This window comes from Nocardiopsis codii (assembly GCF_036327455.1).
Classification (GTDB): Bacteria; Actinomycetota; Actinomycetes; order Streptosporangiales; family Streptosporangiaceae; genus Nocardiopsis; species Nocardiopsis codii.
The window spans coordinates 26,920-50,128 of record NZ_JAUZMY010000023.1; the positions used below are offsets into that span (position 1 = coordinate 26,920).

Below are 23,209 nucleotides of genomic sequence, written 5' to 3' on the forward strand. Positions count from 1 at the left end.
GTGGCGCACGAGCGGGTCCCCCAGGTGCCCGGGCGGCTCGACGGGCCGTGCCGACGGACGTCGGCACGGGGCGTCCTTCGTTGCGGGGCCGACACCTGCGGGGCCTGCCGCAGCGCGACGAGCCCCGCATATCGGTCAGTCTCTTTAGTTATTTATGGCCAAGCCGATTTATCGACAAAGAGTCACGTCGGTCTCACCGTGAGTCGCTGACGATCATCCCCTCCCGCAGCTCCACGTGCCGGCCGGTGAACCTGCCGCGCATCGTCCGATCGTGCGTGACGATCACCAGGGCGCCCGTGAAGTGCGACAACGCCTCCTCCAGCTCCTCCACGAGGCCGGGGGAGAGGTGGTTGGTCGGCTCGTCCAGCAGCAGGAGGTCGTGGATTCCGGACGTCAGCCCGGCCACCTCGATCCGTCGACGCTGACCGACCGAGAGCGACCCCACCGCCTGGTCCAGCTCCTTCAGCCGGAAGAGACCCAACGACGCCAGCTCCTCCCGGTACTCCTCCGCCGGACCGGGCCGGCCGGCCGCGTAGGCCTGGAGCACGGTCTGCCCCGACGGGACCACCCCGTCCTCCTGCCGTAGGAAGCCGACCCTCCCCGGCACGGACACCCGCCCGGTGTGGGGGGCCAGGTCGCCGGAGAGGACCCGGAGGAGTGTCGTCTTCCCGGCCCCGTTGGGGCCGGTGACGAGAACGCGCTCCCCCGGCGCCAGACCCAGGACCGGGACGTGGAGCCTGTGGTCGACCCTCACGCGCTCCAGCTCCGCGACCGGCGACGCGTCGGTCTCCTCGGGCAGGGCCCCGGCGAACTCGGCCGTCATCCGGAGCGGGACCGGAGGCGGCGCCACCGGGTCCCCGGTCAGCCGATCCATCCTCTCCTTGGCGTTGCGGATGCGGCCCATGGCGCCGTGTGCCCGACCGCGCATCCTGAACGCGCCGTGCCCGAACGAGGCCTTGTCCACCTTGCGCGGGATGGCCTGGAGCGCGGCGACGTTGTTGTCCGCCAACTGCCTCTGCCTGGCCAGGTCGGCTTTCCAGTCCTCGTACTCGCGGATCCAGCGGGCCCGCGCCGACGCCTTGGCGGCCAGGAACCCGTCGTACCCGTTGCCGTACCTGTGGATCCGGCGCAGGTCGTGGTCGACCTCCAGGACGGTGTCGGTCACCCCGGACAGGAAGGCCCGGTCGTGGGTGACGGCGACCACCGTGCCGCGGTGGCGGCGGAGCCGGTCCTCCAACCAGGCGACCGCGCGGTCGTCCAGGTCGTTGGTGGGCTCGTCCAGAAGGAGCAGTTCGGGCGAGGCAGCCAGCATCGCGGCGAGCGCCAGCCGCGAGCGCTCCCCACCGGAGAGCGTGCGCAGCGGACGGCCCCGGTCCAGCCCGGGGAGCCCCAGGCCGTGCAGTCCGGCGTCCACGCGGGCGTCGGCGTCGTAGCCGCCCCGCGCCTCGAACTCTGCGAGCAGGTCGCCGTAGGCGTCCAGGTCCTCCGACGTGGCGGAGCCGAGGACGGCTTCGGCCCGGTGCAGGCGCTCCTCCAGGTCGCGCAGGCCGGCCAGGGCGGAGTCGATCGCGTCTCCCACGGTGCCGGTCCGCACCCCGACCCGCTCCAGGGTCTGGGGGAGGTAGCCGACACCGCCGGGGGCTCTGACGGTGAGCTCCCCGTTGTCGGGTTGCTCCTCGCCCGCCAGCAGGCGTAGCAGGGTGCTCTTGCCCGATCCGTTGTCTCCGATGACGCCGACACGCTCACCTGGACTGATGGTGAGGGTGACGCGGTCGAGGACGGTGTGGTCGTCGTAGCGTTTGGTGATCTCGGTGAGGGTGAGCTGGGAACGTGCTCGGAGTGCGACGGTGCGCATGGGTGCGCCTCCTGGTCTTGCGGTGCGGTCTGGCGGAACGGGACCGCGGATCGCCGGAGGAGAGCGCGTTCGGCGTGGTTTCGGACAGAGACCGCCCGTCGTGGGCAGGGGTCCCGTACGGCCGGAACGCTGAGGCTTCCCTGGGTCGACCGCGGTACGGCGAGGCCGACGGAGCCGCGCTGCGCTGGTGGGGCGACGGGGTGTCGTCGCTGGACAGCGGGCGCGATGGTGCTCGGACGTCGACGTCTGGCGCGGGACTACAGGAAGATGTACAGCCTCATGGGTAAGACGGTACGTCTCGTTTTGCTTGGCGTCAAGAGCCTTCGGAATGAGACGGGCATCACTCTCAGTCGACGCCTGGCGACCTATATAAGGACATCCGGATTCCGATTAATTACCAAACCGATTTATCGACAAAGCGAGAACGGCCCATCCTCGGGACTGTCCGGCAGGTCCGGGAACGCGAGAAGGGGCCGCCCCCGGGGGGCGGCCCCTTCTCGTCACTCACTCGTTCTGAACTCCCGGAGTCAGGGGCGTCCGGCGGTGCGGCCGAGCGTCCCGCCCCGCGTCTCGGGGCTTCGGGGAAGCCGGCACCCCCGCTCATGGGCGGGGGCGCGGCGTTCGCGTGCGGCTACAGCCAGCGTGCCTCTGGGCGGGTCCGACCGTTGTCGTCGGTGACCAGCACCCAGTGCATGATCGGGTGTTCGGAGGCGATGGCGTCGGCGTCCTCGCGCGGCTGCGGGACGTGCACCGGCTCGGGCGAAAGGCCGGAGAGGCGGCGGGTCGCGGCCGTGGGGCGAATGCGCCGACGGGGCGTCGCGGAGCGAGTGGGTTGCGGTGCACGGTCTGTCCTGCGCGCCATGGGCCCTCCTCGTTTCCGTATCAGATGATCCGAGTTAACCCTATGTTCACCTTCGCGTCAATTCGATTGGCTTGCGAAGGTTCGCGCCAGAGGGGTAGTGGCGCCGACGCGCGCACCTGGGGGGAATCCTCCCCGGAGGGCGTCCGCCCAAGCAGGCGCGTGGGTGGACCGGCGTTCCAGGTGGGCGGCCGGCCGGGGCGCGGGGGAGGGAAGTGTGACTCCGAGGCAAGGTGAACAGAAGGTGAACGAGGGGCGAATCGGACGACGGCCGGCCCGCGTGGGCGCCCCGCCCCGCCCCGTCGCGGGGACGGTGGACTCGGAGGCGTGCCGGTGGCACGACGAAGGGCACCCGCCCCTCGGCGGATGCCCCACGACACTGGTCGAGACCTGCGGCGGCTCACTCCTTGAAGATGAGCCCCACGACCTCCAGATAGAGCTGCTCCGGGTACGGGATGAAGGCGATCTTGCTCAGCGCCTGGTCCTGACCCGCGGACTCCATCACGAAGGTGCCGTAGCCGAGGAAGCGGCCCAGCAGGGTCCGCTCGAACCTCATGTCCGTGACCTTGCCCAGCGGCATCATGTTGACCTGTCGGGTGATCAGCCCCGTGGTCAGCAGCAGGCGCGCCGACGTGATGACGAAGTAGTCCACGGACCACTCCGCGACCCGCCAGACGAACCACACCAGGACCAGCAGCCACAGCCACCAGATGATCGCCAGCGCCGCGGTGTTGTCCGCGATCTGTGTGTTGCTGAGGATCCCCGCGACGATCAACGCTCCGAGGACGGCCCCGACCGGCCCGATGAGGATCGCGGGGTGCCGACGGATGGTCACGACGTCCTGCTCGTGCGGCAGGAGGTAGCGGTTGACCGACGCGGGAGCGCTGTTACTCGACGCTACGAGGCGCATGGCACCCGACCATCCCCACTACGGCAGTAGTGCGTTGACGAAGCGGGACATCGACTCCGCGCCACCCATCAGACCGCCCAACGCGCTCTGGATCACCCCAGCGGCGCTTTCAGGTTGCGTGAGCAGATAAAACGCCACGAAACCGATGAGAGCGTAGCCGCCCCATTTCTTCAACTTCGCCACGACTGACTCCCCTTGGAATCCACCTGACCCACCAACCCAGCAGTGATTGTTCCATTCACAATGATGCCCGTAAAGCCTGGGGCGCACCCTCGGCGTGGCGGTATGTCTGCCGTACCGCGCTTGCGGGCTGTGTCCGGTTCCGGTGGTGTTGGTGAACCTGTGTTCGGTGGACCGGAACACGGTCCAGGTCCGACGCAGGTCACGACATCGGGGACGACCGTACGAAGAAGAGAGGGGTCTTCTCCGAGACCGGTTGAGTCCCCCACCGAGGATGGGACACGGTCGGGCCGAAACCCGTCGTCCGTCCGGGCCGATCCCTAGCGCTGTTCGGCGAAGGCCAGGGCGAGCACCTGGAGGTGCTGGCGGGCGATCCGTTCGACGAGATCGGGTGTGGCGCGGCCGGTGACGTCCTCGGCGCCGTGTCTGGCGGCGTCGACGCACCGGGTGACGGTGGAGTCGTGGTGGACGCCGGAGAACTCCGTGGACAGGCGGTCGACGACGGGGCCGAAGCTGGAGTCGCGGTCGGTCGAGGGAGAGGTGTTCTCGGGCATCTCGCTCCTTGAGGGACGTGGGGGAGGATGTCGCAGCGTGTGCAGTCGGGGGCTTTGGGTAGTCGACGGAGGGTTGCCCGAACGCCCCGCGAAAAGCGGCGAGGGAGTCGCCGTCAACGCGCCGGGCCCATGCGGGGTGGTTTCGGTCCGGCTGGTCTTGCCTGTTATGGGTGATCAGGAACCATGATCACTCTCATCTGTTACGTTCCAATCTCAAAATGAATTCGGCTAATGCAGTGACGTGTCGCTGCTCGGTCAGGCATGCGCCGCCACCTGGCCGAACATACCTGCCTCCGAGGTCAATGCCCGATTTTCGGGCGTTCATTCGCCCGGCGGCCAAAAGAGCCGAAAAAGCGCCCAACCGGTGATCCGGTTGGGCGCTGAGGCTCGTGGGGGCCGACGCGCGGGTCAGGCGCAGCCGTACAGGCGGTCGCCCGCGTCGCCGAGACCCGGGAGGATGAACCCGTTCTCGTCCAGGCGCTCGTCCACCGCCGCGGTCACCACGCGCAGGGTCGCACCGTGGTCCGGGGCCAGGGTTTCGGACAGCTTCTGCTCCACCGCGACCAGCCCTTCAGGAGCGGCGAGCAGGCAGATGGCGGTGATGTGGTCCGCGCCCCGGTCGACCAGGAGCTTGAGCGCGGCGGCCAGGGTGCCGCCGGTCGCCAGCATCGGGTCCAGCACGTAGCACTGGCGGCCGGACAGGTCCTGCGGCAGCCGGTCGGCGTAGGTGGCGGGCTGGAGCGTGTCCTCGTCGCGGGCCATGCCCAGGAAGCCGACCTCGGCGGTCGGGAGCAGACGGGTCATCCCGTCCAGCATGCCCAGTCCGGCGCGCAGGATCGGGACGACGAGGGGCGTCGGACGCGTCAGCTGCGTTCCGGTGGTCTCCACGAGAGGAGTTCTGATGGTGACGTCGGTCACTCGGACGTCCCGGGTCGCCTCGTAGGCGAGCAGGGTGACCAACTCGTCGGTCAGGCGCCGGAAGGTCGGTGAGTCGGTCCGCACGTCGCGCAGGGTGGTCAGTTTGTGCGCGACCAGGGGATGGTCGACGACCAGGGTTTCCAAGGCGTTCTCCGGGTGAGCTGGGATAACGGGACGATGGCTGGGGATGGGGGCCCGCCCGAGTCTAACCGCGCGTACCACCCGGAACAGGGCAAGGCGGATCCGCGCCGGTCGCGCGGCAGTCCCGTGGGAGGGGGCGGCCGACCCGGTGTCGTCCACGTGGAACCGCCGGGGCGGCAGCGCGCACCCGGTTCTCATGAGAGCGTGGTCCGACTGACACGGACCGGGGGAGACGGCTGCGCGGGAGTGATCGTTACCATTGCACTCGCACGGGCGCGGGCCTCCCTCGTCCGCACCGATACACCGGCCGGGTTGGGGTGACGATGACAGTACTCGATCATGGTGACGACGACTCGGGTGACTTCGCGGCGGTCGCGTACAGGGAAGAGGAGTACTGGGACGTCGACCTCCTCCCCGTGACGCTGACGCACGACCTGAAGGGCCTGATCCACGCACTGCGCCAACAACCGAGCATCAGCGGCTCCCTCGGGCTGGTCTCGGTCGGCGACGACTTCTTCATCATCGTGCGGGTCTACGGCGAGGACGTCTCCCTCTTCCTCTCCGACGTGACCGCGTCGGTGGACTGGCAGGTCGCCCGGGACGTCCTCGACTACCTGGACATCGACCTCCCCGATGACGACGACCTCGACCAGGTGCTCCCCGCCGGCGATCTGTCCATCGTCGCCGATCTGGGCCTGGACGAGATGGAACTCGGTGCCCTGGCGGGAGATCTCGACCTCTACCCCGACGAGGTTCTGGCCAGCGTCTCCGAACGCCTCGGATTCGCGCAGTCCTTCCAGCGTGTCCTGGACGGGATGGGGTAAGGGACCCCCTGGAAAAACCACCTGGAGAACAGGAGTGCCCGCGGTGTCGACCTTCGCAGCTGTCTTCACTCCCAACGGGAAGACGTGGCGGGGAACCGAGGTCGAACTCGGGGACGTGGACGTCATCGACGACGTCACCGACCTGATGCTCGACTTCGCGGCAGAGCAGAGCAGCGACAGCGCGCTTCTCCTGGTGGAGGCCGACGACGAGTGGTTCGCCGTCGTGCGCGCCGCCGACGACGGCGGTGAGCCGCGCGTGTACCTCTCCGACGCCCGCGTCGTCCACGACCACCCCCTGGCCTCCGTCCTCTCCGAGGCGGGCGCCCTCGGCGCCCCACAGCCCTCCGAGAGCGCGGGCTCCCGGCCCAACCCGGTGCCCGCCGGAGACGGCGACCTCATCACCGACCTCGGTGTGTCCGGCGACGAACTGCGCTCGCTGTCGGCCGGCGGCGGCGTCCTGCCCGCCGACGTCCTCGCGGTCGTGGCCGAGCGGGCCGGGTTCGGCGACATCCTCGACGCCATGAGGCTGTGACGTGAGGGACCGCGGGGTCCTCGACGCCGCGCTCTGGACGGCGGTCGCCGAGGCCGAGCTCGCCCTCGCGACGGACGACGTCCCGGTCGGCGCGATCGTCCTGGACGCCGACGGCAAGGTCCTGGGGACGGGGCACAACGAGCGCGAGGCGACGGGCGACCCCACCGCGCACGCCGAGGTGCTCGCCCTGCGGGCGGCGGCCCGCGCCCGCGGTGAGTGGCGCCTGAGCGGCTGCACCCTGGTCGTCACCCTCGAACCGTGCGTGATGTGCGCCGGCGCTACGGTGCTCTCGCGCGTGGACCGGCTGGTCTACGGCGCACGGGACGCCAAGGCCGGCGCGGTCGGATCGGTGTGGGACGTGGTCCGCGACCCCCGTCTCAACCACCGCCCCGAGGTGGTGCCGCCCGACCTGGTCGGCGTGGACGTCGCCGCGAGGTGCGCCGAGCTCCTCACCGCGTTCTTCGGGCACCGCCGTCAGGGCGGGGAGCCCGGCTGACCTGCGAGCCCCGGGGAGTGCCCCCGCGGCGGCAGGAGCCGTCCCGGCCATCCGGTTTTCCGCACGGCGGCGTATCCGGTAGAGTTGCTCGCGGTGGAGTCGCCTAGTGGCCGATGGCGCCCGCCTCGAAAGCGGGTAAGGGGCAACCCTTCGAGGGTTCAAATCCCTCCTCCACCGCACGAGGCCGACGTTCACGCAGGTGAGCGTAGGGCCGGTAGAGGTAGCGATGGCCGGTTGATCCGGGCCGGTGCACATACGGTGCACATGGTCGGAGAGACCGGCCTTTCGCGTTCCCGGGGTCCGATCCCCGAGGGAGCTCCGTCAGAATCCTTACGCAGCGGTGCCGAGAGCCTTCACACGGGCCGCGTCCATCGCGTCGGCCACCTCGTCCAGGCGGTCGGGGAACAGGTGCCCGTACCGGTCGAGGGTCATCGTGGCGGTCGCGTGGCCGAGCATCGCTTGCACCACCTTGACGTCCGCGCCGGCGGCGATGGCCAGAGACGCGGCGGTGTGCCGGAGCTTGTGCGGGGTCAGCCCGGTTCCGTCGAGCCTCGTAGGCCGGAAGCGGTGATGTCCTCGTCCAGTCCCGCTATGGCCCCGTCCAGGACTGCGAGCTGTTCTGGGTCAGCTGTCCCAGTGGCCGCGAGTCGGTCCCGTTCGGCGGTGACCATCGCACGCTGTTCCACCCAGGAGCGCTGTTCCTCGGTGGGCGGGTCGGGTTCCACGACGGGTTCTGTGGTCAGGTGCCAGTGCTCTTCGCATTGGGTCCGTCGCAGCGACCTCTTGCGTTTGGCGCAGGCGGGGCACCGGGATTCCAGGGTGGACCCGCACGGGACGTCGATGATCTCCGTGGCACCGGTGGCGATGTTCGTGCGTCGAAGTGAGACGGGGCGGATGCACACCCGTGGTCGGCGGCGACCTGTTCGGCCACCTCATGGGCCAGGGGTTGCGCGAGGCGTTCGGTCCTCGTTGACTTACCGGTAGGCGTCGGCATCAGCCCACCCCCCAAGAAGCAGAGGCGACATGATGAAGACCTTGTTGGGGTTACACGTGCTCAGTGCCGTGATGCTCACCGTGACCAGCGCTGTGATGGTGCTCCAAGAGCGGCCCGGCGCGGTGGTGTTCGGTGCCTGTGCAGTCACCATGGCCGCTTGCAGCGTTGTTTGGGCTGTGTACGCGAGGCAGGGTCAAGCGATGGGGAAGTTGAAGAGCACGGGTCGTCACTCGCATTCGTCGTCGGTGGAGTGAGGGCCGGACTTTCCAAAGGCACCGGCCATGGCGGTGATGTCGGAGGTGCTCTGTTCGGCCACCTGTCGGGCCAGCGGCTGCGCGAGGCGTTCGGCCCGGGTGGACTTACCGGTAGGCGTCGGCGTCAGCCCACCCCCACAACCACAGAGCAGGAGCGCCCCTGTTGGCCAGACTCTCCAAGGAGCTCCCTTTCCGCTGGTAGGCGATCCTGTGCGCGTTCGGGGTTCTGTGGTTCGCGTTCGAAATTCACATGAGCTGGAGCGGGGGCGAAGGCTTGGCAGGGGTGTCCCCGGTGGCGTGGTGGAGCGGCCCCGTGTGCGCCTTCGGGATCCCGTTCTTCGTGGTGGAGTACCGGCAACGACGTTGGGCGAAGCGCATCCAACAGGCCCTCCCTCCCACTGAGGAAGAGTCCGACCCGCATCCACCAGCCGGCACAGCTGAACACACTCACAGAGCGGGAGCCTCTCACCCCATGAGCCCTCCCATACCTCCGGCCCGCTGGCAGGTCATCGTCCCTGCTGTCGCCTTGCTGCTCGGAGTGGTGTGGGCGGTACTGACACGGGTGGCTGAAAGCCAGATCAACCCCATGGCGATTTTCTGGATGTACCTGTGGACCTTGCACCTGACTGTGGGGGTTGTGACGTACAGGCGTGAACGCCGTGACTTCCTTGCGCATCAGGCCGCCCAGCCCGCCGAGGAAGAGCCCGCCTCATAGCTTCCCGACGCACCACTCCACAACCACAGAGCAGGAGCCCCCGTGCCAGAACGAAGACCTCGCAGGCTTCTCTTCGTGGGGGCAGCGCACGGAATGATGTTCTTCGGCGCTTTGGGGACCCTGGTGGCTTCCAGCCCTCTCATGGGCCCTACGGACTGGCCGTTTCTCCTGTTCGCGAGCGCTGTGTTGGCATGGGTGCCGCTGAGCTGGCAGCTGTTTCGTCGCGCCACGACCGCGATCAACGCTCCTCCCCCTCACCGGACTCCCCGTAGGCGTTGACCATGGCGGTGATGTCGTCGTCGGAGACGTAGGCCGCGCGGACCCGCACCGGGGCGGAGGAGGTCCCCACCCGACGAAGACCCTCACACCTGCGATCCGTTGGCTGCTCCTGTTCATGGCGTTCGCCGCGCCGGTTGGAGTGGTGTGGGTGGCACTGGCGTGGGAGGCAGAAGGCCAGAGCAGGTATGTGGTGACGTTGTGGATGTGCCTGTTGTCTCGTGCCGGTTTTATTGGAGGCTCGGAATCAACGCTTCACCCTGTGTTGAAGCGGAACCCTGCTGGTAGAAGTCGTCTTCGAACTCTCTCGGCGGGACCAGGCCGATCTCTCCGTGCAGGCGGGGGCGGTTTTTCGTGCGGGTCGCCGGACACGGACGGGCGGGCCCGATGACTTGCGCGCGCCAGGGGGCTCGGGTTGGCTTACCGGCGGGTGTTGGCATCACGCCACCCCGGGACGAAGGAGTTCGGGTCGACATGAGGGATACACAGGACGCGTGGCGGCTCAACCTGTCGATGTTGGCCGTCACGGTCCCCCTGATGGTGGCGATCGCGTTGTCGCTCGTGTTCCTGACCGGATGGCCTGCGTGGGTCGCGTCCGCCGTCGGGGGCGCTGTCGGCGGGCTGGCGGGCCCTCTCGCCGTCCGGTGGATCCTCGCCCGACGCGAGCGCGGACGGGACCGCTCCCCATCGACCACCGAGCGGTAGACCTCGCACACCGCGGTGAGGCTGAGCGCCGACCCCGCCTCCGCAACCACGAAGCAGGAGCCCCCGTGACCGAACGCAGTCCCCGCGAACTCCTGGTGCTGCGGGCAGCTCTCGCAATGATGGTCGTCGGTGCCCTGATCCTGCTGGTGTGGGCCAGTCCCCTCCTGGGGGAGCCGAGGTGGCCGTACATGCTGTTCGCCGTGGTGATGCTGGTGGTGGCGCCGGTGAACTACCGGCTGATCCGTCGCCGTGACCGTGTTCCGCGTTCGGGCGACTCACCGGAATCGCCGTAGCGGCCCACCGGGGTGAGCGGGGGTGTGCCGCCTCCCTCCATGTGAGGGCTGCTCCGTGCCGCCCCGGCGGCGGTGGAACCACCACCGCCGGGGCGGACGCGGGCGACGCACCGCGGTCCGGTCCGCTTCTACGGAGCGGGGGCGGGGCCCGTGCTCCCGCGGGTGACGAGGGTCGCGGCGGGGGACCACCGCTCCGCGACGGGGAGCCCGTCGGCGCACTCCAGCGCCGACTCGCCGACCGCCGCCCCGTACCGGTACACGTCCACGCTCACGCTGGTCAGCGCCGGCGAGGCCAGACGGCACAGGGTCGAGTCGTCCCAGGCCACCATGCTGACCTCGCCGGGGACGGCGACGCCCAGCTCGCGGGCCGCCTCCAGCCCGGAGACGGCCATCACGTCGTTGTCGTACAGGATCGCCGTCGGGGGCTGCTCGCGGTCGAGCAGCTCCCGGGTGAGCCGTGCGCCCTCCTCGTGCGAGTAGTCGCCCTCCAGGACGACCGGGTCGGCGATCCCGGCCTCCCGGCAGCTCTCGGCGAGGGCGTCGGTCCGGGCCCGGGTGTGCAGCAGCCGGGAGGGCCCGGACACCCGGGCGATCCGCCGGTGCCCCAGGTCCAGGAGGCGTGTCAGGGCCTCCCGGACCGGGAACACGTGGTCGGTGCGGACCGCCGGGGGCCCGGACGGCTCGGGGTCCTGGACGCCCGCGAGCACCGCGGGCAGGCCGAGTCCGCGCAGCACGGCCGGCCTCGGGTCGTCCTCGGCGAGGTTGACCACGACCACGGCGTCGACCAGGCGCCGCTCCGCCCACCTGAGATAGGTGGAGAGCTCGGCGTCGGTGTCGGTCACCAGGTGCAGCAGGAACGCCGTGTCCCGTGCGGCCACGCGCTCCTCGATCCCGGCGACGAACTCCATGAAGAACGGTTCCGCGCTGAGCAGGCGGCGCGGTCGGGCCAGGACCAGCCCGATCGCGCCCGCGGGTTCGAGACGGTCCATCACACCTGTTTCGCCGGGGTGTGCGGGGTGTTCGCCGAGCGGAGGACGGCCGCCGTGGTCAGCGAGAGCGGGTCGATCTCCGCCTCGGTCCGCACCGTGAAGCTGTGCGTCTCCCCGGCCAGCAGGTCCACGAGCATGTCGTCCACCTCGGCGTCACGGGCGGCCCGGTCGGCCAGGACGGAGACGTCGCGGACGAACGAGGAGGCGCGCACGTCCACCCGGTAGCCGCCCGGGACGGGGACCGCCACGGCCGTCAGCGCCTCGGGGTCGTAGGCCAGGTGCACGTCCTCCCGGAAGGGGTGGACGACGCGCGCGTCCCCGGCCGCGGCCACGAACACCTCCCTGTCGGGGTCCGCGGGGGCGAGGAGGGGCCGTTCCGGCTCGAACTCGTAGGTCGAGCGGGGCGGCACGGCGAGCTCGGTGCTCCCCGTGTGGAGCACGTCGCCCCCGAAGGTCTGGCGCTCCAGCGTGAGGGCGCCCGACCAGGTCTTGTCGGTGTCGTTGACGGCGACGAGGACGAGGCGGCCGTCCCGGGGCTGGACGGTGAGCAGGCGCGGCGCGTAGGAGCGGCGGAGCGCGTACCAGAGGGGTTTGAGCCGTTCGTCGCCGTCGACGGCCGCCCAGGAGGTCACCGGCCAGCAGTCGTTGATCTGCCAGACGAGGGCCCCGGAGGTGCGGGGCCACCAGGACCGGAAGTGCTCGATGCCGAAGGCGACCGCGCGGGCCTGGTTGAGCTGGGTGGCCCAGTGCCAGTCCTCGAAGGTGCGCGGGGTGGCCAGGTGGGCGGAGTAGCCCCGGTCGAGCTTGCCGTTGCCGTCGGCGGCCTTCTGGTGCAGCAGGAACGCGGGCGAGGTGGGCGTCAGCGGCTCGTCGTGCACCGCGTCGGTGAGGGTGGTCCAGGTCGGCGGGCCCTGGAAGCCGAACTCGGAGCAGAACCGCGGGACGTGGTCCTGGTAGGCCCGGTAGTCGGTCTGGTTCCAGACGGTCCACTCGTGGCGGGTGCCGTGCGCCTCGTTGTTGGGGTGGACCTCGTCCGGGGCGAACCCGGGGCTGTAGGGGCTGCCCGCGGAGTAGAAGCGGGTCGGGTCGAGTTCGGCGACGATGCGGGGGAAGAGGTCGGTGTAGTAGCCGTGGCCCCAGGTGCGGCCGTCGAGCGGTTCCTGCCACCCCCAGTCCATGAAGCCCCACAGGTTCTCGTTGCCGCCGTTCCAGAGGGCGAGCGAGGCGTGGGAGGTGAGGCGGGCGACGTTCTCGCGTGCCTCGGCCTCGAACTCGCCGCGGAGCGGCTCCTCCTCGGGGTAGGCGGCGCAGGCGAGGAGGAAGTCCTGCCAGACGAGGACGCCGCGCTCGTCGCAGACGTCGTAGAAGTCCTCGCTCTCGTAGATGCCGCCGCCCCACACGCGCAGCATGTTCATGTGGGCGTCGACGGCCTGGTCCACGCGCCTGGCGAGGCGGTCGCGGGTGATCCGGGTCAGGAAGTGGTCGTCGGGGATCCAGTTGGCGCCCTTGACGAAGAGGGGCCGCCCGTTGACGGTGACGGTGAAGGGGGTGCCGTGCTCGTCGGGCTCGGTGTCCACGGTGATCGTGCGGAAGCCGATCCGGCGGGCGTCGGTGTCCAGGGTGGTCGGCGCGGAGGCGTCGTCGGCGGAGCCCAGGGTCACGGCGAGGTCGTACAGGGGGTGGTCGCCGTAGCCGACGGGCCACCACAGGCGCGCGTCGGGGACCTCCACCACGACCACGCCGGTGTCGGCGCCGGGGGCGAGGGTGGCGGTGGCCGTGTGCCCGGCGACCTCGGCGGTCAGGGTGAGTGCGGACGGCGCCTCGGTCGCGGAGCGCTCGACGTCGGCGTGGACCTCGACCCGGCCGACGCCGTCCTCGCCGACGGTGACCAGCGGGCGGACCCTGGCCAGGCGGGCGGTGCGCCAGCGCTCCAGGCGCACGGGCTTCCAGATCCCCGCGGTCTGGAAGTCGGGCCCCCAGTCCCAGCCGAAGGAGCAGGCCATCTTGCGGACCATGTTGTACGGGTGGGTGTTGGTGTGGGGGCGGGCGCCGAGTTCGTCGCGGACCTCCTCCGCGTACTCCAGCGCGGGCCGGAAGGAGACGGTGAGGTCGTTGGCTCCGTCGCGGAGGACGCCGCCCACGGGGAAGCGGTAGCCGCGGTGCATGTTGGCGGTGGAGCCGAGCGTCACCCCGTTGAGTTCGACCGTCGCCACGGTGTCGAGGCCGTCGAAGGCCAGGTCCACGTGTTCGGAGGCGGAGGCCTGCTCGGCGTCGAAGGTGAGGCTGTAGCGCCAGCCGACGCGGTGGGTCCAGGCCAGCTCGGTCTCGTTGGAGTCGAGGTAGGGGTCCGGGATCAGCCCGGCGGCCAGCAGGTCGAGGTGGGTGCTGCCCGGTACCTGGGCCGGGACCGAGCGGCCCGCGATCTGCTCGGGCACGTTTCCGGTGGTGCTCGTCAGCAGCCAGCCGTCATGCAGGGTGCGGCGGATCATCCTCTGCCTCTCCGGGTTCTGGGGGTGCGGCCGCGCTGGGGAGGCGGGCCGTCGGCGGCCGGGCGCATCGTGCGCCGACCACTCCCGAGATTCTTACTTCGGTGATCTAACTAAGTCAATGGGGTGCGGTGACTTCACGGGGCGGGCCCGACCCCGCCCCCGGGGCCGGGCCGCAGGCGCACGGCCTCTGCCCGGGGCAGGGCGTCGGTGCGGGACGGGAGGGAGGCGACCGCGGGCACAGGGCCTGCCCGAGCGCACCCCTCTCCGCGCCGCGTGCGCCCGGGGGCGGTCCGGCAGGGGGCCCGTCGCCGCACCGGGACCGGGGGAGGAACGGCCGCGGCGGTACGCTGGTACGCGCCCCGCCGGGCGCGGCGACGCGTTCGCCGGGCCGTACACCGAGGCCGCACCCCGCGCGGACGCCACGGCACGGAAGCGGCGGAGGTTCCCTTGGGCGGTCCATCACGCGCCACCCCCCACACCACGAGCAGGTCGGCGGTCCTCGACGTCATCCGGGCGGCGGGCACCATCAGCCGGGCCGGTCTGGTGTCCGCGACCGGGTTCACCGGTGCGACCATCTCCACGGTCGTCCGCGCGCTCATCGACGACGGGCTGGTCCGCGAGACCGGCCGCGCCGAGTCGACCGGGGGCAAGCCGCGCGTCCTGCTCCAGCTCGACCAGGGGGCCCGCTACGCCGTCGGCGTGCACCTCGACCCGGTCGGCATCACGTACGCCCTCACCGACCTCACGGGCGCGGTCGTGTCCCGGGTGACCCGTGCGGGCGAGGGCGGCGACGCCACCACGCTCGTCACCCGGATGGCCCGCCAGGTCGACGCGCTGGTCGAGGGGGCCGGGGTGGAGCGCGAGCGGGTCCTGGGCGTGGGCCTGGTGTCCGCCACCGGGGGGCCGAGGCCCCTGCCGGCGATGCGGCACTGGGCGCACTTCCCCGTGACGGAGGAGCTGGAGCGGGCGGTCGGCCTGCCCGTGGTGCCCGGAAACGACGCGACCGCCGCCGCGCTCGGCGAGTACTGGTCCGGCGGGGTGCACGAGGCGTCGGTCTTCGCGGCCGTCTACATGGGGACCGGCATCGGCGCCGGGCTCCTGGTCGACGGAATCCCGTACCACGGGGCGAGCGGGAACGCCGGGGAGATCGGGCACGTGTGCCTGGACGTGGACGGCCCCGCGTGCTGGTGCGGCGCGCGCGGGTGCGTCGAGGCGATCGCCGGGCCCGCCGCGGTGGTGCGGGCCGCGCGCGAGGACGCCGACCTGGTCCGCGCCGCCGAGCTGGGACCACCGGAGGACGGCTCCGGCTCCGGGGTGCGGGAGGCCTCCGCCCGGGGGGACGGATCGTGGGGCGACGGAAGGGCGGCGCGGTCCGAGGCGGCGGAGTTCGCCGCCGTCGTCCGGGCCGCACGCCGCGGCCAACCGACCGCGCGCGCCCTCCTGGACCGCTCAGCGCGGTACCTGGCGGTGGCGGTGCGGACGCTGGCCAACGTCATGGACCTGGACCTGCTGGTGCTGACGGGGCCGAGCCTGGCCCTCGCCGGGTCCGTGTACCTGCCCGCCATCCGGTCGGAGCTGGACGGCGCCTTCTTCGCCCGGGCCAGCCACCCGGTCGACGTGCGCCTGTCCGCGTCGGCCGCGACAGCACCCGCGATCGGGGCGGCGACGATGGTCCTCCAGTCACGGCTGGTGCCGCTGCGGCCGCGACCCCGCCTGCCCGAGGACCTGTCGGAGTCCGCGGCGCCGTCCGCGCGGTGACCGTCGGCCGACCCGGCCCCGGCCCTGGCCCCGGTCCCGGGGCCCGGCGCTCCGCCCGCCCGGCGGAGCCGGTCAGCCGGTGTCCTCCAGGTCGGCGAGGGCCCTGTCGAGCCAGGTGACCCAGAAGAGCTCCAGGTCGATCCCGCCCTGGAGCACCAGCCGGTGCACGCGGTCCCGCTCGGTCCCGTTGCCGCGCGCCGCGTCGCGCCTCTCGAACTCCCGGTACTCTGCCAGCCGCTCCTGGTGCAGTGCCCGGTGGCGGCGCAGCTCGTCCACCATGTCACCGCCGACCCCCACGACGCCCGTCGCACGCAGGCGCAGCAGCAGGGGGTCGCGGGGGTCGCGCGGGTCCTCGCGCACGCCGACCCACCGCTCCAGTTCCTCCCGGCCCGAGGGCAAGACCTCGTACTCCTTCTTCTGCCCCCGGGTCGGGACGTCGCGGTCGAGCGCCCTGATCAGCCCCGCCTTCTCCAGCTTTCCCAGCTCCCGGTAGATCTGCTGGTGGGTCGCCGACCAGAAGTACCCGATCGAGCGGTCGAAGCGGCGGGTCAGCTCCAGCCCGGAGGACGGCTTCTCCAGCAGGGCGGTCAGGATGGCGTGGGGCAGGGACATGAGCGCATTCTAGGTTCGGCGGCTACAGCGCGGCGGCGAGTCTGGTGCCCTGGTCGATGGCCCTCTTGGCATCCAGTTCGGCGGCGACGTCGGCGCCGCCGATGACGTGCACCGTCCGTCCCGCCGCCGCCAGTTCGTCGGCGAGGTCCCGCCGGGGCTCCTGGCCCGAGCAGAGCACCACCGTGTCCACGTCGAGCACGGTCTTCTCGTCCCCGACGGTCAGGTGCAGGCCCTCGTCGTCGATCCGGTCGTAGGAGACGCCCGCGACCATGTCCACGCCCCGGTGGCGCAGCTCCAGGCGGTGGATCCACCCCGTGGTCTTGCCCAGGCCCGCACCGACCTTGGCGGTCTTGCGCTGGAGCAGGTGCACGGTGCGCGGCGGAGCCGGGCGCTCCGGGGCGGTGAGCCCGCCCGCCGTGGTGTGACCGGTGTCCACGCCCCACTGGCGGAAGAACGCGCCGGAGTCCCGGCTCGCCCCCTCGCCGCCGTCGGTCAGGAACTCGGCGACGTCGAAGCCGATGCCGCCCGCGCCGATGACCGCGACCCGGGCGCCGACGTCGGCGTTCCCGCGCAGGACGTCCACGTAGCTCACCACCTTCGGGTGGTCGACGCCGGGGATCTCCGGCGTGCGCGGGGTGACCCCCGTGGCCACCACCACGTCGTCGAAGCCGGCCAGGTCGGCGGCGGACACCGGGGTGCCCAGCCGCACGTCCACGCCGTGCTTGTCCAGCTGCACCCGGAAGTAGCGGAGGGTCTCGTCGAACTCCTCCTTGCCGGGCACGCGGCGGGCCATGTCGAGCTGGCCGCCGATCTCCTCGGCGGCGTCGAACAGGGTGACGTCGTGGCCGATCCCGGCGGCGGAGACGGAGAAGGCGAGGCCGGCGGGCCCGGCGCCGACGACGGCCACCCGCTTGCGGTTCCTGGTGGGGGAGAGCACCAGTTCGGTCTCGTGGCACGCCCGCGGGTTCACGAGGCAGGAGGTGATCTTGAGGCTGAAGGTGTGGTCGAGGCAGGCTTGGTTGCAGCCGATGCAGGTGTTGATCTCCTCTGGGGTCCCCGCGGCCGCCTTCGCGACGAAGTCCGGGTCGGCGAGGAAGGGCCGGGCCAGTGACACCATGTCGGCGTCGCCCCCGGCGATGACGGCCTCGGCGACCTCGGGGGTGTTGATGCGGTTGACCGCGACCAGCGGGACGGACACCTCGCCCATCAGCTTGCGGGTCACCCAGCTGTAGGCGCCGCGCGGCACGGACGTGGCGATGGTGGGGATGCGCGCCTCGTGCCAGCCGATCCCGGTGTTGATGATGGTCGCCCCGGCCACCTCGACGGCCTTGGCGAGCCGGACGACCTCCTCGAACGTGGAGCCGCCGGGCACCAGGTCGAGCATGGAGAGCCGGTAGACGAGGATGAAGTCGTCGCCGACGCGCTCGCGGACGCGCCGCACGATCTCCACGGGGAAGCGCATCCGGTTCTCGTAGGAGCCGCCCCAGCGGTCCTCGCGCCTGTTCGTCGCGGAGGCGATGAACTGGTTGATGAGGTAGCCCTCGGAGCCCATCACCTCGACGCCGTCGTATCCGGCGGTCCGGGCCAGTTCGGCGGTGCGCGCGAAGTCCTCGATGGTCTGCTCGACCTCGTCGTCGGTGAGGGCCCGGGGGGTGAACGCGCTGATGGGCGCCTGGATCGCGCTGGGGGCGACGGACTGCTCGCTGAAGGCGTACCGCCCCGTGTGCAGGATCTGCAGGGCGATGCGGCCGCCCTCGCGGTGCACGGCGTCGGTGATCACGCGGTGTTCGGCGGCCTCGGCCGCGGTGGTCAGCTTGGCCGCGCCGGTGTAGGTGGCGCCCTCGGGGTTGGGGGCGATGCCGCCGGTGACGATGAGGCCGACGCCGCCGCGGGCGCGTTCGGCGTAGAAGGCGGCCATCCGCTCGAACCCCTGGGGCGCCTCCTCCAGGCCGACGTGCATGGAACCCATGATCACGCGGTTGGGGAGGGTCGTGAAGCCCAGGTCCAGGGGTTCCAGAAGGTGGGGGTAGTCGCTCATGCTCGTCTCCTCGCGCGGGTGCCCGGTCGGTGTCCGGCCGACCTCGACTTCATTATGCAACAAGTTGCAAAATACCCTGCGCGGGGCCCCGGAACCGCGCGGGCCGACGGCGTGCACACCGTCGGCCGGGCCAAGGGTCCCCGTGTCGAGGGGCCGGCCGGGTCGGCTCAGGCCGTCTCCACCGGCAGGAGCGCCGGGCGCTTGGCGGCGCGGCCGTCACCCGACGACCGCCCGCGCACGCGCCGCACCATCCACGGGCCGAGGAAGGTCCCCAGCCAGCGGACCTCCTCCGCCAACGTGAGGAGCGTGCTCCGTTCGGGCATCAGGGGGAGGGCGTCCGCCCACGACCCGTCGGCGCCGGGGAGCTCCAGTGCGGACGCCAGCGCACCCGCGATCCGGTCGTGCCCCAAGGGGGTGCAGTGCAGCCGGTCGGTCGCCCACAGGCGCCGGTCCGTGGCCACCTCGTGCGCGGCGACGTCGGCCACGACCACGCCGTGGCGGTCGGCGGCGGCGCGGACGCGCTCGTTGAAGTCCAGCACCCGCGGCAGCAGCGGCTTGGTCAGCGGCGCGATCCTCGCGATGTCGGGAAAGGTCAGCGTCGCCACGCGCGCCCCCGTCGCGGTCAGCTCGGCGAACATCGCCTCCAGGTGGCCGACCACCGCCTCGGCGTCGTACCCGGACCGGATGACGTCGTTGACCCCGGCGAACACGGTGGCCACGTCCGGGCGCATCTCCAGCGCGGCGGCGAGCTGCTCCTCGCGCACCTGGCGTGCCAGCCGCCCCCGGACCGCGAGGTTGGCGTACTCCACCCGTGCGCCCGTGGCGGCCAGGCGGTCGGCCAGACGGTCCGCCCACCCCCGGAGCCCGGTGTCGTCGTCACCGTCCCCGACGCCCTCGGTGTGGCTGTCGCCCAGGGCCACGTAGCGAAGGTTCCCGTCGAGCCTCATGCCCTCTCCTCATCCTCGTGGACAGGTCCGGAATGTTACTCCACTAAGTGACTAATCGTTTATGTGAATAAAAGGAGCCCGGGGAGGAGGCGCGTGGCGGTCAGGCACGGCGCCCGCCCCTGCTCCTAGCGTGGACCGGGGCGTCCCCGCGGCGCCCGGACCTGTCCGTCCGTGCCCGGGAGGAACCATCGTGGCCAGGAACACCGTCGCCGAACAGCTCGTCCGGACGCTGCTCTCCGCCGGGGTGACCCGGATCTACGGGGTCGTCGGCGACAGCCTCAACCCGGTCGTCGACGCCGTCCGCGGCACCGACGGCATCGAGTGGGTGCACGTGCGCAACGAGGAGGCGGCGGCGTTCGCGGCCTCCGCCCAGGCACAGGTCGACGGGAAGCTCGCCGTGTGCGCCGGATCGTGCGGCCCCGGCAACGCCCACCTGGTGCAGGGCCTGTACGACGCCCAGCGCAGCGGCGTCCCCGTGCTCGCCATCGCCTCGCACATCCCCTCGCGCCAGATCGGCACCGGCTTCTTCCAGGAGACCCACCCCGAGCGGCTGTTCTCGGACGTCACCGAGTTCCGGGAACTCGTCTCCGAACCCGAGCAGATGCCGCGCCTGGCCCGGATCGCGATCCAGCACGCCCTCGGCACCCCCGGTGTGGCGGTCCTCGTCCTCCCCGGGGACGTCGCGGGGCGCAAGGCCGTCGGCCCCGCCGACACCAGCCCGGTGACCGCCGGCCGTGCCACCGCCTGGCCCGCGGAGGACGACGTCCGGGAGCTGGCCGAGCGGATCAACGCCGCGGACAAGGTCGCCCTGTTCTGCGGCGCCGGGGTCAGGGAGGCGCACGACGAGGTGATGGCGCTGGCCGGGCGGGTGCACGCACCGGTCGGGCACACCCTGCGCGGCAAGGAGTGGATCCAGTACGACAACGCGTACGACGTGGGCATGATCGGCCTGCTCGGCTACGGCGCCTGCTTCGACGCCCTGCACGGGGCGGACCTGGTGCTGATGCTCGGGTGCGACTTCCCCTACGACGACTTCCTGCCCACCGGGAACGTCGTCCAGGTCGACCGCGACCCGCGCCGACTCGGCCGCCGGGTCCCGCTCCGGCTCGGGGTGCACGGGGACGTCGCGGCGACACTGCGCGCCGTGAGGCCGCTCGTCCGGGAGCGGTCGGCCGCCTCCGCCGCACGGTTCCTCCAGGACATGCTGGAGCGCCACGAACGAGCGCTGACCAAGGTCGTGGACGCGTACACGAAGGACATCGAGCACCACACGCCCATCCACCCGGAGTACGTGGCGCGGATCCTCGACGAGGAGGCCGACGGGGACGCCGTCTTCACCGTCGACACGGGCATGAACAACGTGTGGGCCGCCCGCTACCTGACCCCGAACGGGCGCCGCCGGGTGATCGGCTCCTTCACCCACGGCACGATGGCGAACGCGCTGCCCCACGCGATCGGCGCGGCCTACGCCGCACCCGACCGTCAGATCGTCTCGCTGTCCGGCGACGGCGGGCTGAGCATGCTGCTGGGCGAGCTGATCACCGTCCACCAGCACGAGCTGCCGATCACCACGGTCGTGTTCGACAACTCCTCGCTCGGCATGGTCAAGCTGGAGATGATGGTGGACGGGATGCCCTCCTTCCAGACCGACCACCCGCAGGTGGACTACGCGGCCGTCGCCGCGGCGATCGGCATGCGCTCCGTCCGGGTGGAGCGACCCGACCAGGTCCGCGACGCGCTCCGGGAGGCGCTGTCCGCGCACGAACCGGTGCTGGTGGACGTGGTCACGGATCCCAACGCGCTCTCCCTGCCCTCCCGCATCACCGCCGACCAGGTCGCGGGCTTCGCCCTGTCCGCAGGCCGGACGGTGCTCCAGGGCGGGGTGGGGGCGATGGTCGACATGGCCCGCTCGAACCTGCGCAACATCCCCCGGCCGTGACGTGCCCCGGCAGTCGCGCCCGGTCCGGGGAGGGGCGGGACGGCCCGCGGTGACCGCGGTGGCGTCCGCCGCGTCCCGACCGCCGGCGGCGGACCGGCCCACACGGCCCGCTCCGGAGGGTGCAGTGGCGGACCCGGAAACGACGAAGGGCCCGACCGCGATGCGATCGAGCCCTTCGGTGGCGGAGGATAGGGGATTCGAACCCCTGAGGGCTTGCACCCAACACGCTTTCCAAGCGTGCGCCCTAGGCCACTAGGCGAATCCTCCGCGCACCACTTTACACGCCGGAGGGGGGTGGTCCGACCGGGTTTCCCGAGGGCCCGCCGGAGGGGGTCCGCGAGGGCTCCCGAAGGGCTCAGCGCAGACCCCGTGAGGCGCCCCGGAGGTCTCCCTCCGGTGCGGGACGGGCCGCCGTGCGTCCCGTGACCGCCCCGGCTTCCCGGCCCCGCCGCGCACGCCCTCGGCGGGGCCGGAGCGCCCGGACGGGTCAGGGCCGGCTGGACCGCACCCCCTTGACGGCGTTGTTGCGGAACGCGTCCACGAACAGCGAGTGGTCCGCGCGCGCCTGGGCCGCGTAGCGGTGGGCGAAGCGCACGCACCAGTCGGTGAACTCCGCCTCGCGGCCGTCGAGCACCGTCATGAGCGCCTCCTCGGTCTCCCAGTCCACCAGGGTCGCGTCCGCGTGCGAGTCGGACACGCAGTGCGCCTTGGCGGTCGCGCGGCCCAGGTAGCCCAGCACCGGTTCGACGTCCTCCGGCTCGGTGAGCCCGTTCCAGTCCAGGTCGTTCGTGTACGGGGACACCTCGCTCACCACGAAGCCCACGCCGTCGATCTCGGTGTGACCCAGCAGCGGGTCGGCGTGGGCCTGGAGCGCGCGCTGGGACACGGCGGTGCGGTGTCCGTGGTGCTCGAAGGCCGCCATGATGCGCTGGTCCGTCACCACCCGGGACGGGGCGGCGACGTTCCCCTGCTTCACGGACAGGACGATGTCGTTGTCCCACGCCTCCGACCGGCCCTCGATGAGGACGCTGTAGGCCGGAAGGCCCGCGGAGCCGATCCCGAAGCCGCCGCTGCCCACCACGTCCTTGACCCCGTAGTCCAGCGACGCGAACCGCCGGTCGTCCGGGATGGTCCCCAGGTAGGCGCGGTACGCGGCGAGCACCTTCTCGCGCTCGGCGTCGTCCAGCCGCCGCACCCGCGGTCCCTCGCGGAACCGCCGGTTGTAGCCGTCGCGGGCGGTCATGGCCGACAGCATCGCGGCGCGGCTGTTGAGCCGGGCGCGCTGGAGCACGTCGTGGACCGTGCCGTCGGTGTTGTCCAGCTTGAGGGAGAAGCCGGAGTCGCCGCCCCGCGTCGCGAACTGGCGGACCTGGGACACGTAGGCCTCGACGTAGCGCGGGACGAGCGCGCCGATGTCGTCGTCGGACAGGGCCTTCTGCCACCCCATCAGGGCCACGCTGGACACGAACCGGAGCACGTCCCACGTGAAGTGGCCGAGGTAGGCCTCGTCGAAGTCGTTGACGTCGAAGACCAGGCGCCCGGTCGAGTCCATGTAGGTGCCGAAGTTCTCGGCGTGCAGGTCGCCCTGGATCCACACGCGGGAGGTGCGGTCGTCCGCCCAGGGGTCCTCCATCGACGCGACGTCGGAGTAGAAGAGCGAGGCGCTGCCCCGGTAGAACGCGAAGGGGCTGGCGGCCATCTTGCGGAACTTGACCCGGAACGCGGCCGGGGCCGTGGCCATGAGGTCGGAGAACGCGTTCTCCAACGTGTCCACGATGAGGTCTTGTCGCTCGGAGGAGTGGTCGGTGGATTCCAGGGGGTCGAACATGCCGTCCATGATGGCCCCGGGACGCCGCCCTGGCCATGCGCGCCGGGATTCCCGGGCGGAGGGCGCCCCTGGAGGGGCGGCGCGCGGGGTTGCCAGAGCGGTC

The 23,209-nt window shown here is 71.6% G+C and carries 22 protein-coding genes, 2 tRNA genes and 1 pseudogene; 9 read left to right on the forward strand and 16 right to left on the reverse strand.

Annotation, left to right across the window (positions count from 1 at the left end):
• Positions 1-193: 193 nt before the first annotated feature.
• The 6 genes from abc-f to upp form a co-directional block, all read right to left on the reverse strand.
• Positions 194-1,855, reverse strand: a complete 1,662-nt coding sequence (abc-f, locus tag Q8791_RS21525) for a ribosomal protection-like ABC-F family protein (protein WP_330093571.1) — start codon at positions 1,853-1,855, stop codon at positions 194-196.
• Positions 1,856-2,486: 631 nt separating this feature from the next.
• Positions 2,487-2,717, reverse strand: coding sequence for a hypothetical protein (locus Q8791_RS21530; RefSeq protein WP_330093572.1), 231 nt, complete (start codon positions 2,715-2,717; stop codon positions 2,487-2,489).
• A 397-nt stretch (positions 2,718-3,114) separates the two neighbouring features.
• Positions 3,115-3,624: a PH domain-containing protein gene (locus tag Q8791_RS21535; protein WP_330093573.1), complete on the reverse strand. Its 510-nt coding sequence runs from the start codon at positions 3,622-3,624 to the stop codon at positions 3,115-3,117.
• Between the two features lie 18 nt (positions 3,625-3,642).
• A complete protein-coding gene (locus Q8791_RS21540) occupies positions 3,643-3,807 on the reverse strand; it encodes a hypothetical protein (protein WP_170293704.1) in 165 nt (54 codons plus the stop codon).
• Between the two features lie 317 nt (positions 3,808-4,124).
• Entirely contained in the window at positions 4,125-4,358 is a 234-nt protein-coding gene (locus Q8791_RS21545; RefSeq protein WP_330093574.1) for a three-helix bundle dimerization domain-containing protein, read from the reverse strand.
• 408 nt (positions 4,359-4,766) lie between these two features.
• On the reverse strand, positions 4,767-5,420 hold the full coding sequence (gene upp / locus Q8791_RS21550; RefSeq protein WP_330093575.1) for a uracil phosphoribosyltransferase: 654 nt from the start codon (positions 5,418-5,420) through the stop codon (positions 4,767-4,769).
• A gap of 320 nt (positions 5,421-5,740) precedes the next feature.
• On the opposite strand from upp, the gene Q8791_RS21555 reads away from it, so the two are divergent.
• The 4 genes from Q8791_RS21555 to Q8791_RS21570 all read left to right on the forward strand — a co-directional run bounded on the left by Q8791_RS21555 (position 5,741) and on the right by Q8791_RS21570 (position 7,446).
• Positions 5,741-6,241: a tRNA adenosine deaminase-associated protein gene (locus Q8791_RS21555; RefSeq protein ID WP_267947321.1), complete on the forward strand. Its 501-nt coding sequence runs from the start codon at positions 5,741-5,743 to the stop codon at positions 6,239-6,241.
• A gap of 43 nt (positions 6,242-6,284) precedes the next feature.
• Positions 6,285-6,773 carry a tRNA adenosine deaminase-associated protein gene (locus Q8791_RS21560; protein ID WP_330093576.1) on the forward strand — a complete coding sequence of 163 codons (489 nt, stop codon included), beginning with the start codon at positions 6,285-6,287 and terminating at the stop codon, positions 6,771-6,773.
• Position 6,774: 1 nt separating this feature from the next.
• Entirely contained in the window at positions 6,775-7,269 is a 495-nt protein-coding gene (locus Q8791_RS21565; RefSeq protein WP_330093577.1) for a nucleoside deaminase, read from the forward strand.
• Between the two features lie 92 nt (positions 7,270-7,361).
• Positions 7,362-7,446 (forward strand) — tRNA-Ser (locus tag Q8791_RS21570).
• Positions 7,447-7,599: 153 nt separating this feature from the next.
• Here Q8791_RS21570 and Q8791_RS31855 read toward each other — a convergent pair.
• The 3 genes and pseudogenes from Q8791_RS31855 to Q8791_RS21580 all read right to left on the reverse strand — a co-directional run bounded on the left by Q8791_RS31855 (position 7,600) and on the right by Q8791_RS21580 (position 8,171).
• The gene (locus tag Q8791_RS31855) at positions 7,600-7,725 is read right to left on the reverse strand and encodes a hypothetical protein (protein ID WP_407942035.1); all 126 of its coding nucleotides are present in this window, start codon (positions 7,723-7,725) and stop codon (positions 7,600-7,602) included.
• A 6-nt stretch (positions 7,726-7,731) separates the two neighbouring features.
• A pseudogene (locus Q8791_RS31860) lies at positions 7,732-7,803 on the reverse strand (tyrosine-type recombinase/integrase); the annotation flags it as partial.
• Entirely contained in the window at positions 7,800-8,171 is a 372-nt protein-coding gene (locus tag Q8791_RS21580) for a replication initiator (protein WP_330093578.1), read from the reverse strand. The gene Q8791_RS21580 and the pseudogene Q8791_RS31860, both read right to left, overlap by 4 nt.
• A gap of 818 nt (positions 8,172-8,989) precedes the next feature.
• Here Q8791_RS21580 and Q8791_RS21585 point away from each other — a divergent pair.
• From Q8791_RS21585 to Q8791_RS21595, 3 genes are all read left to right on the forward strand, one after another.
• The gene (locus Q8791_RS21585; RefSeq protein WP_330093579.1) at positions 8,990-9,232 is read left to right on the forward strand and encodes a hypothetical protein; all 243 of its coding nucleotides are present in this window, start codon (positions 8,990-8,992) and stop codon (positions 9,230-9,232) included.
• 750 nt (positions 9,233-9,982) lie between these two features.
• The gene (locus tag Q8791_RS21590) at positions 9,983-10,213 is read left to right on the forward strand and encodes a hypothetical protein (protein ID WP_330093580.1); all 231 of its coding nucleotides are present in this window, start codon (positions 9,983-9,985) and stop codon (positions 10,211-10,213) included.
• A 65-nt stretch (positions 10,214-10,278) separates the two neighbouring features.
• Positions 10,279-10,506 (forward strand): hypothetical protein, encoded by a 228-nt coding sequence (locus Q8791_RS21595; RefSeq protein WP_330093581.1) that lies wholly within the window; start codon positions 10,279-10,281, stop codon positions 10,504-10,506.
• A gap of 128 nt (positions 10,507-10,634) precedes the next feature.
• Here the strand turns inward: Q8791_RS21595 and Q8791_RS21600 are convergent, their stop codons facing one another.
• Positions 10,635-11,495, reverse strand: coding sequence for a LacI family DNA-binding transcriptional regulator (locus Q8791_RS21600; protein ID WP_330093582.1), 861 nt, complete (start codon positions 11,493-11,495; stop codon positions 10,635-10,637).
• Positions 11,495-13,984, reverse strand: coding sequence for a glycoside hydrolase family 2 protein (locus Q8791_RS21605; RefSeq protein ID WP_330093583.1), 2,490 nt, complete (start codon positions 13,982-13,984; stop codon positions 11,495-11,497). The genes Q8791_RS21600 and Q8791_RS21605 overlap by 1 nt, the downstream gene beginning before the upstream one ends.
• A gap of 447 nt (positions 13,985-14,431) precedes the next feature.
• Between Q8791_RS21605 and Q8791_RS21610 the strand changes: the two genes are divergently transcribed.
• Positions 14,432-15,742, forward strand: coding sequence for an ROK family transcriptional regulator (locus Q8791_RS21610; RefSeq protein WP_330093584.1), 1,311 nt, complete (start codon positions 14,432-14,434; stop codon positions 15,740-15,742).
• A 72-nt stretch (positions 15,743-15,814) separates the two neighbouring features.
• Here Q8791_RS21610 and Q8791_RS21615 read toward each other — a convergent pair whose 3' ends face one another.
• From Q8791_RS21615 to Q8791_RS21625, 3 genes are all read right to left on the reverse strand, one after another.
• Entirely contained in the window at positions 15,815-16,354 is a 540-nt protein-coding gene (locus tag Q8791_RS21615; protein ID WP_330093585.1) for a PadR family transcriptional regulator, read from the reverse strand.
• Positions 16,355-16,376: 22 nt separating this feature from the next.
• The gene (locus Q8791_RS21620; RefSeq protein WP_330093586.1) at positions 16,377-18,392 is read right to left on the reverse strand and encodes an NADPH-dependent 2,4-dienoyl-CoA reductase; all 2,016 of its coding nucleotides are present in this window, start codon (positions 18,390-18,392) and stop codon (positions 16,377-16,379) included.
• A gap of 167 nt (positions 18,393-18,559) precedes the next feature.
• Positions 18,560-19,339, reverse strand: coding sequence for an SGNH/GDSL hydrolase family protein (locus tag Q8791_RS21625; protein WP_330093587.1), 780 nt, complete (start codon positions 19,337-19,339; stop codon positions 18,560-18,562).
• Positions 19,340-19,529: 190 nt separating this feature from the next.
• On the opposite strand from Q8791_RS21625, the gene Q8791_RS21630 reads away from it, so the two are divergent.
• Positions 19,530-21,278, forward strand: a complete 1,749-nt coding sequence (locus Q8791_RS21630; RefSeq protein WP_330093588.1) for a pyruvate dehydrogenase — start codon at positions 19,530-19,532, stop codon at positions 21,276-21,278.
• Positions 21,279-21,457: 179 nt separating this feature from the next.
• On the opposite strand, the gene Q8791_RS21635 is transcribed toward Q8791_RS21630, so the two are convergent.
• Together Q8791_RS21635 and Q8791_RS21640 are read right to left on the reverse strand one after the other, a co-directional pair.
• A tRNA-Ser gene (locus tag Q8791_RS21635) sits at positions 21,458-21,545 on the reverse strand.
• Positions 21,546-21,765: 220 nt separating this feature from the next.
• A complete protein-coding gene (locus tag Q8791_RS21640; protein WP_407942036.1) occupies positions 21,766-23,106 on the reverse strand; it encodes a DUF2252 domain-containing protein in 1,341 nt (446 codons plus the stop codon).
• Between the last annotated feature and the right edge of the window lie 103 nt (positions 23,107-23,209).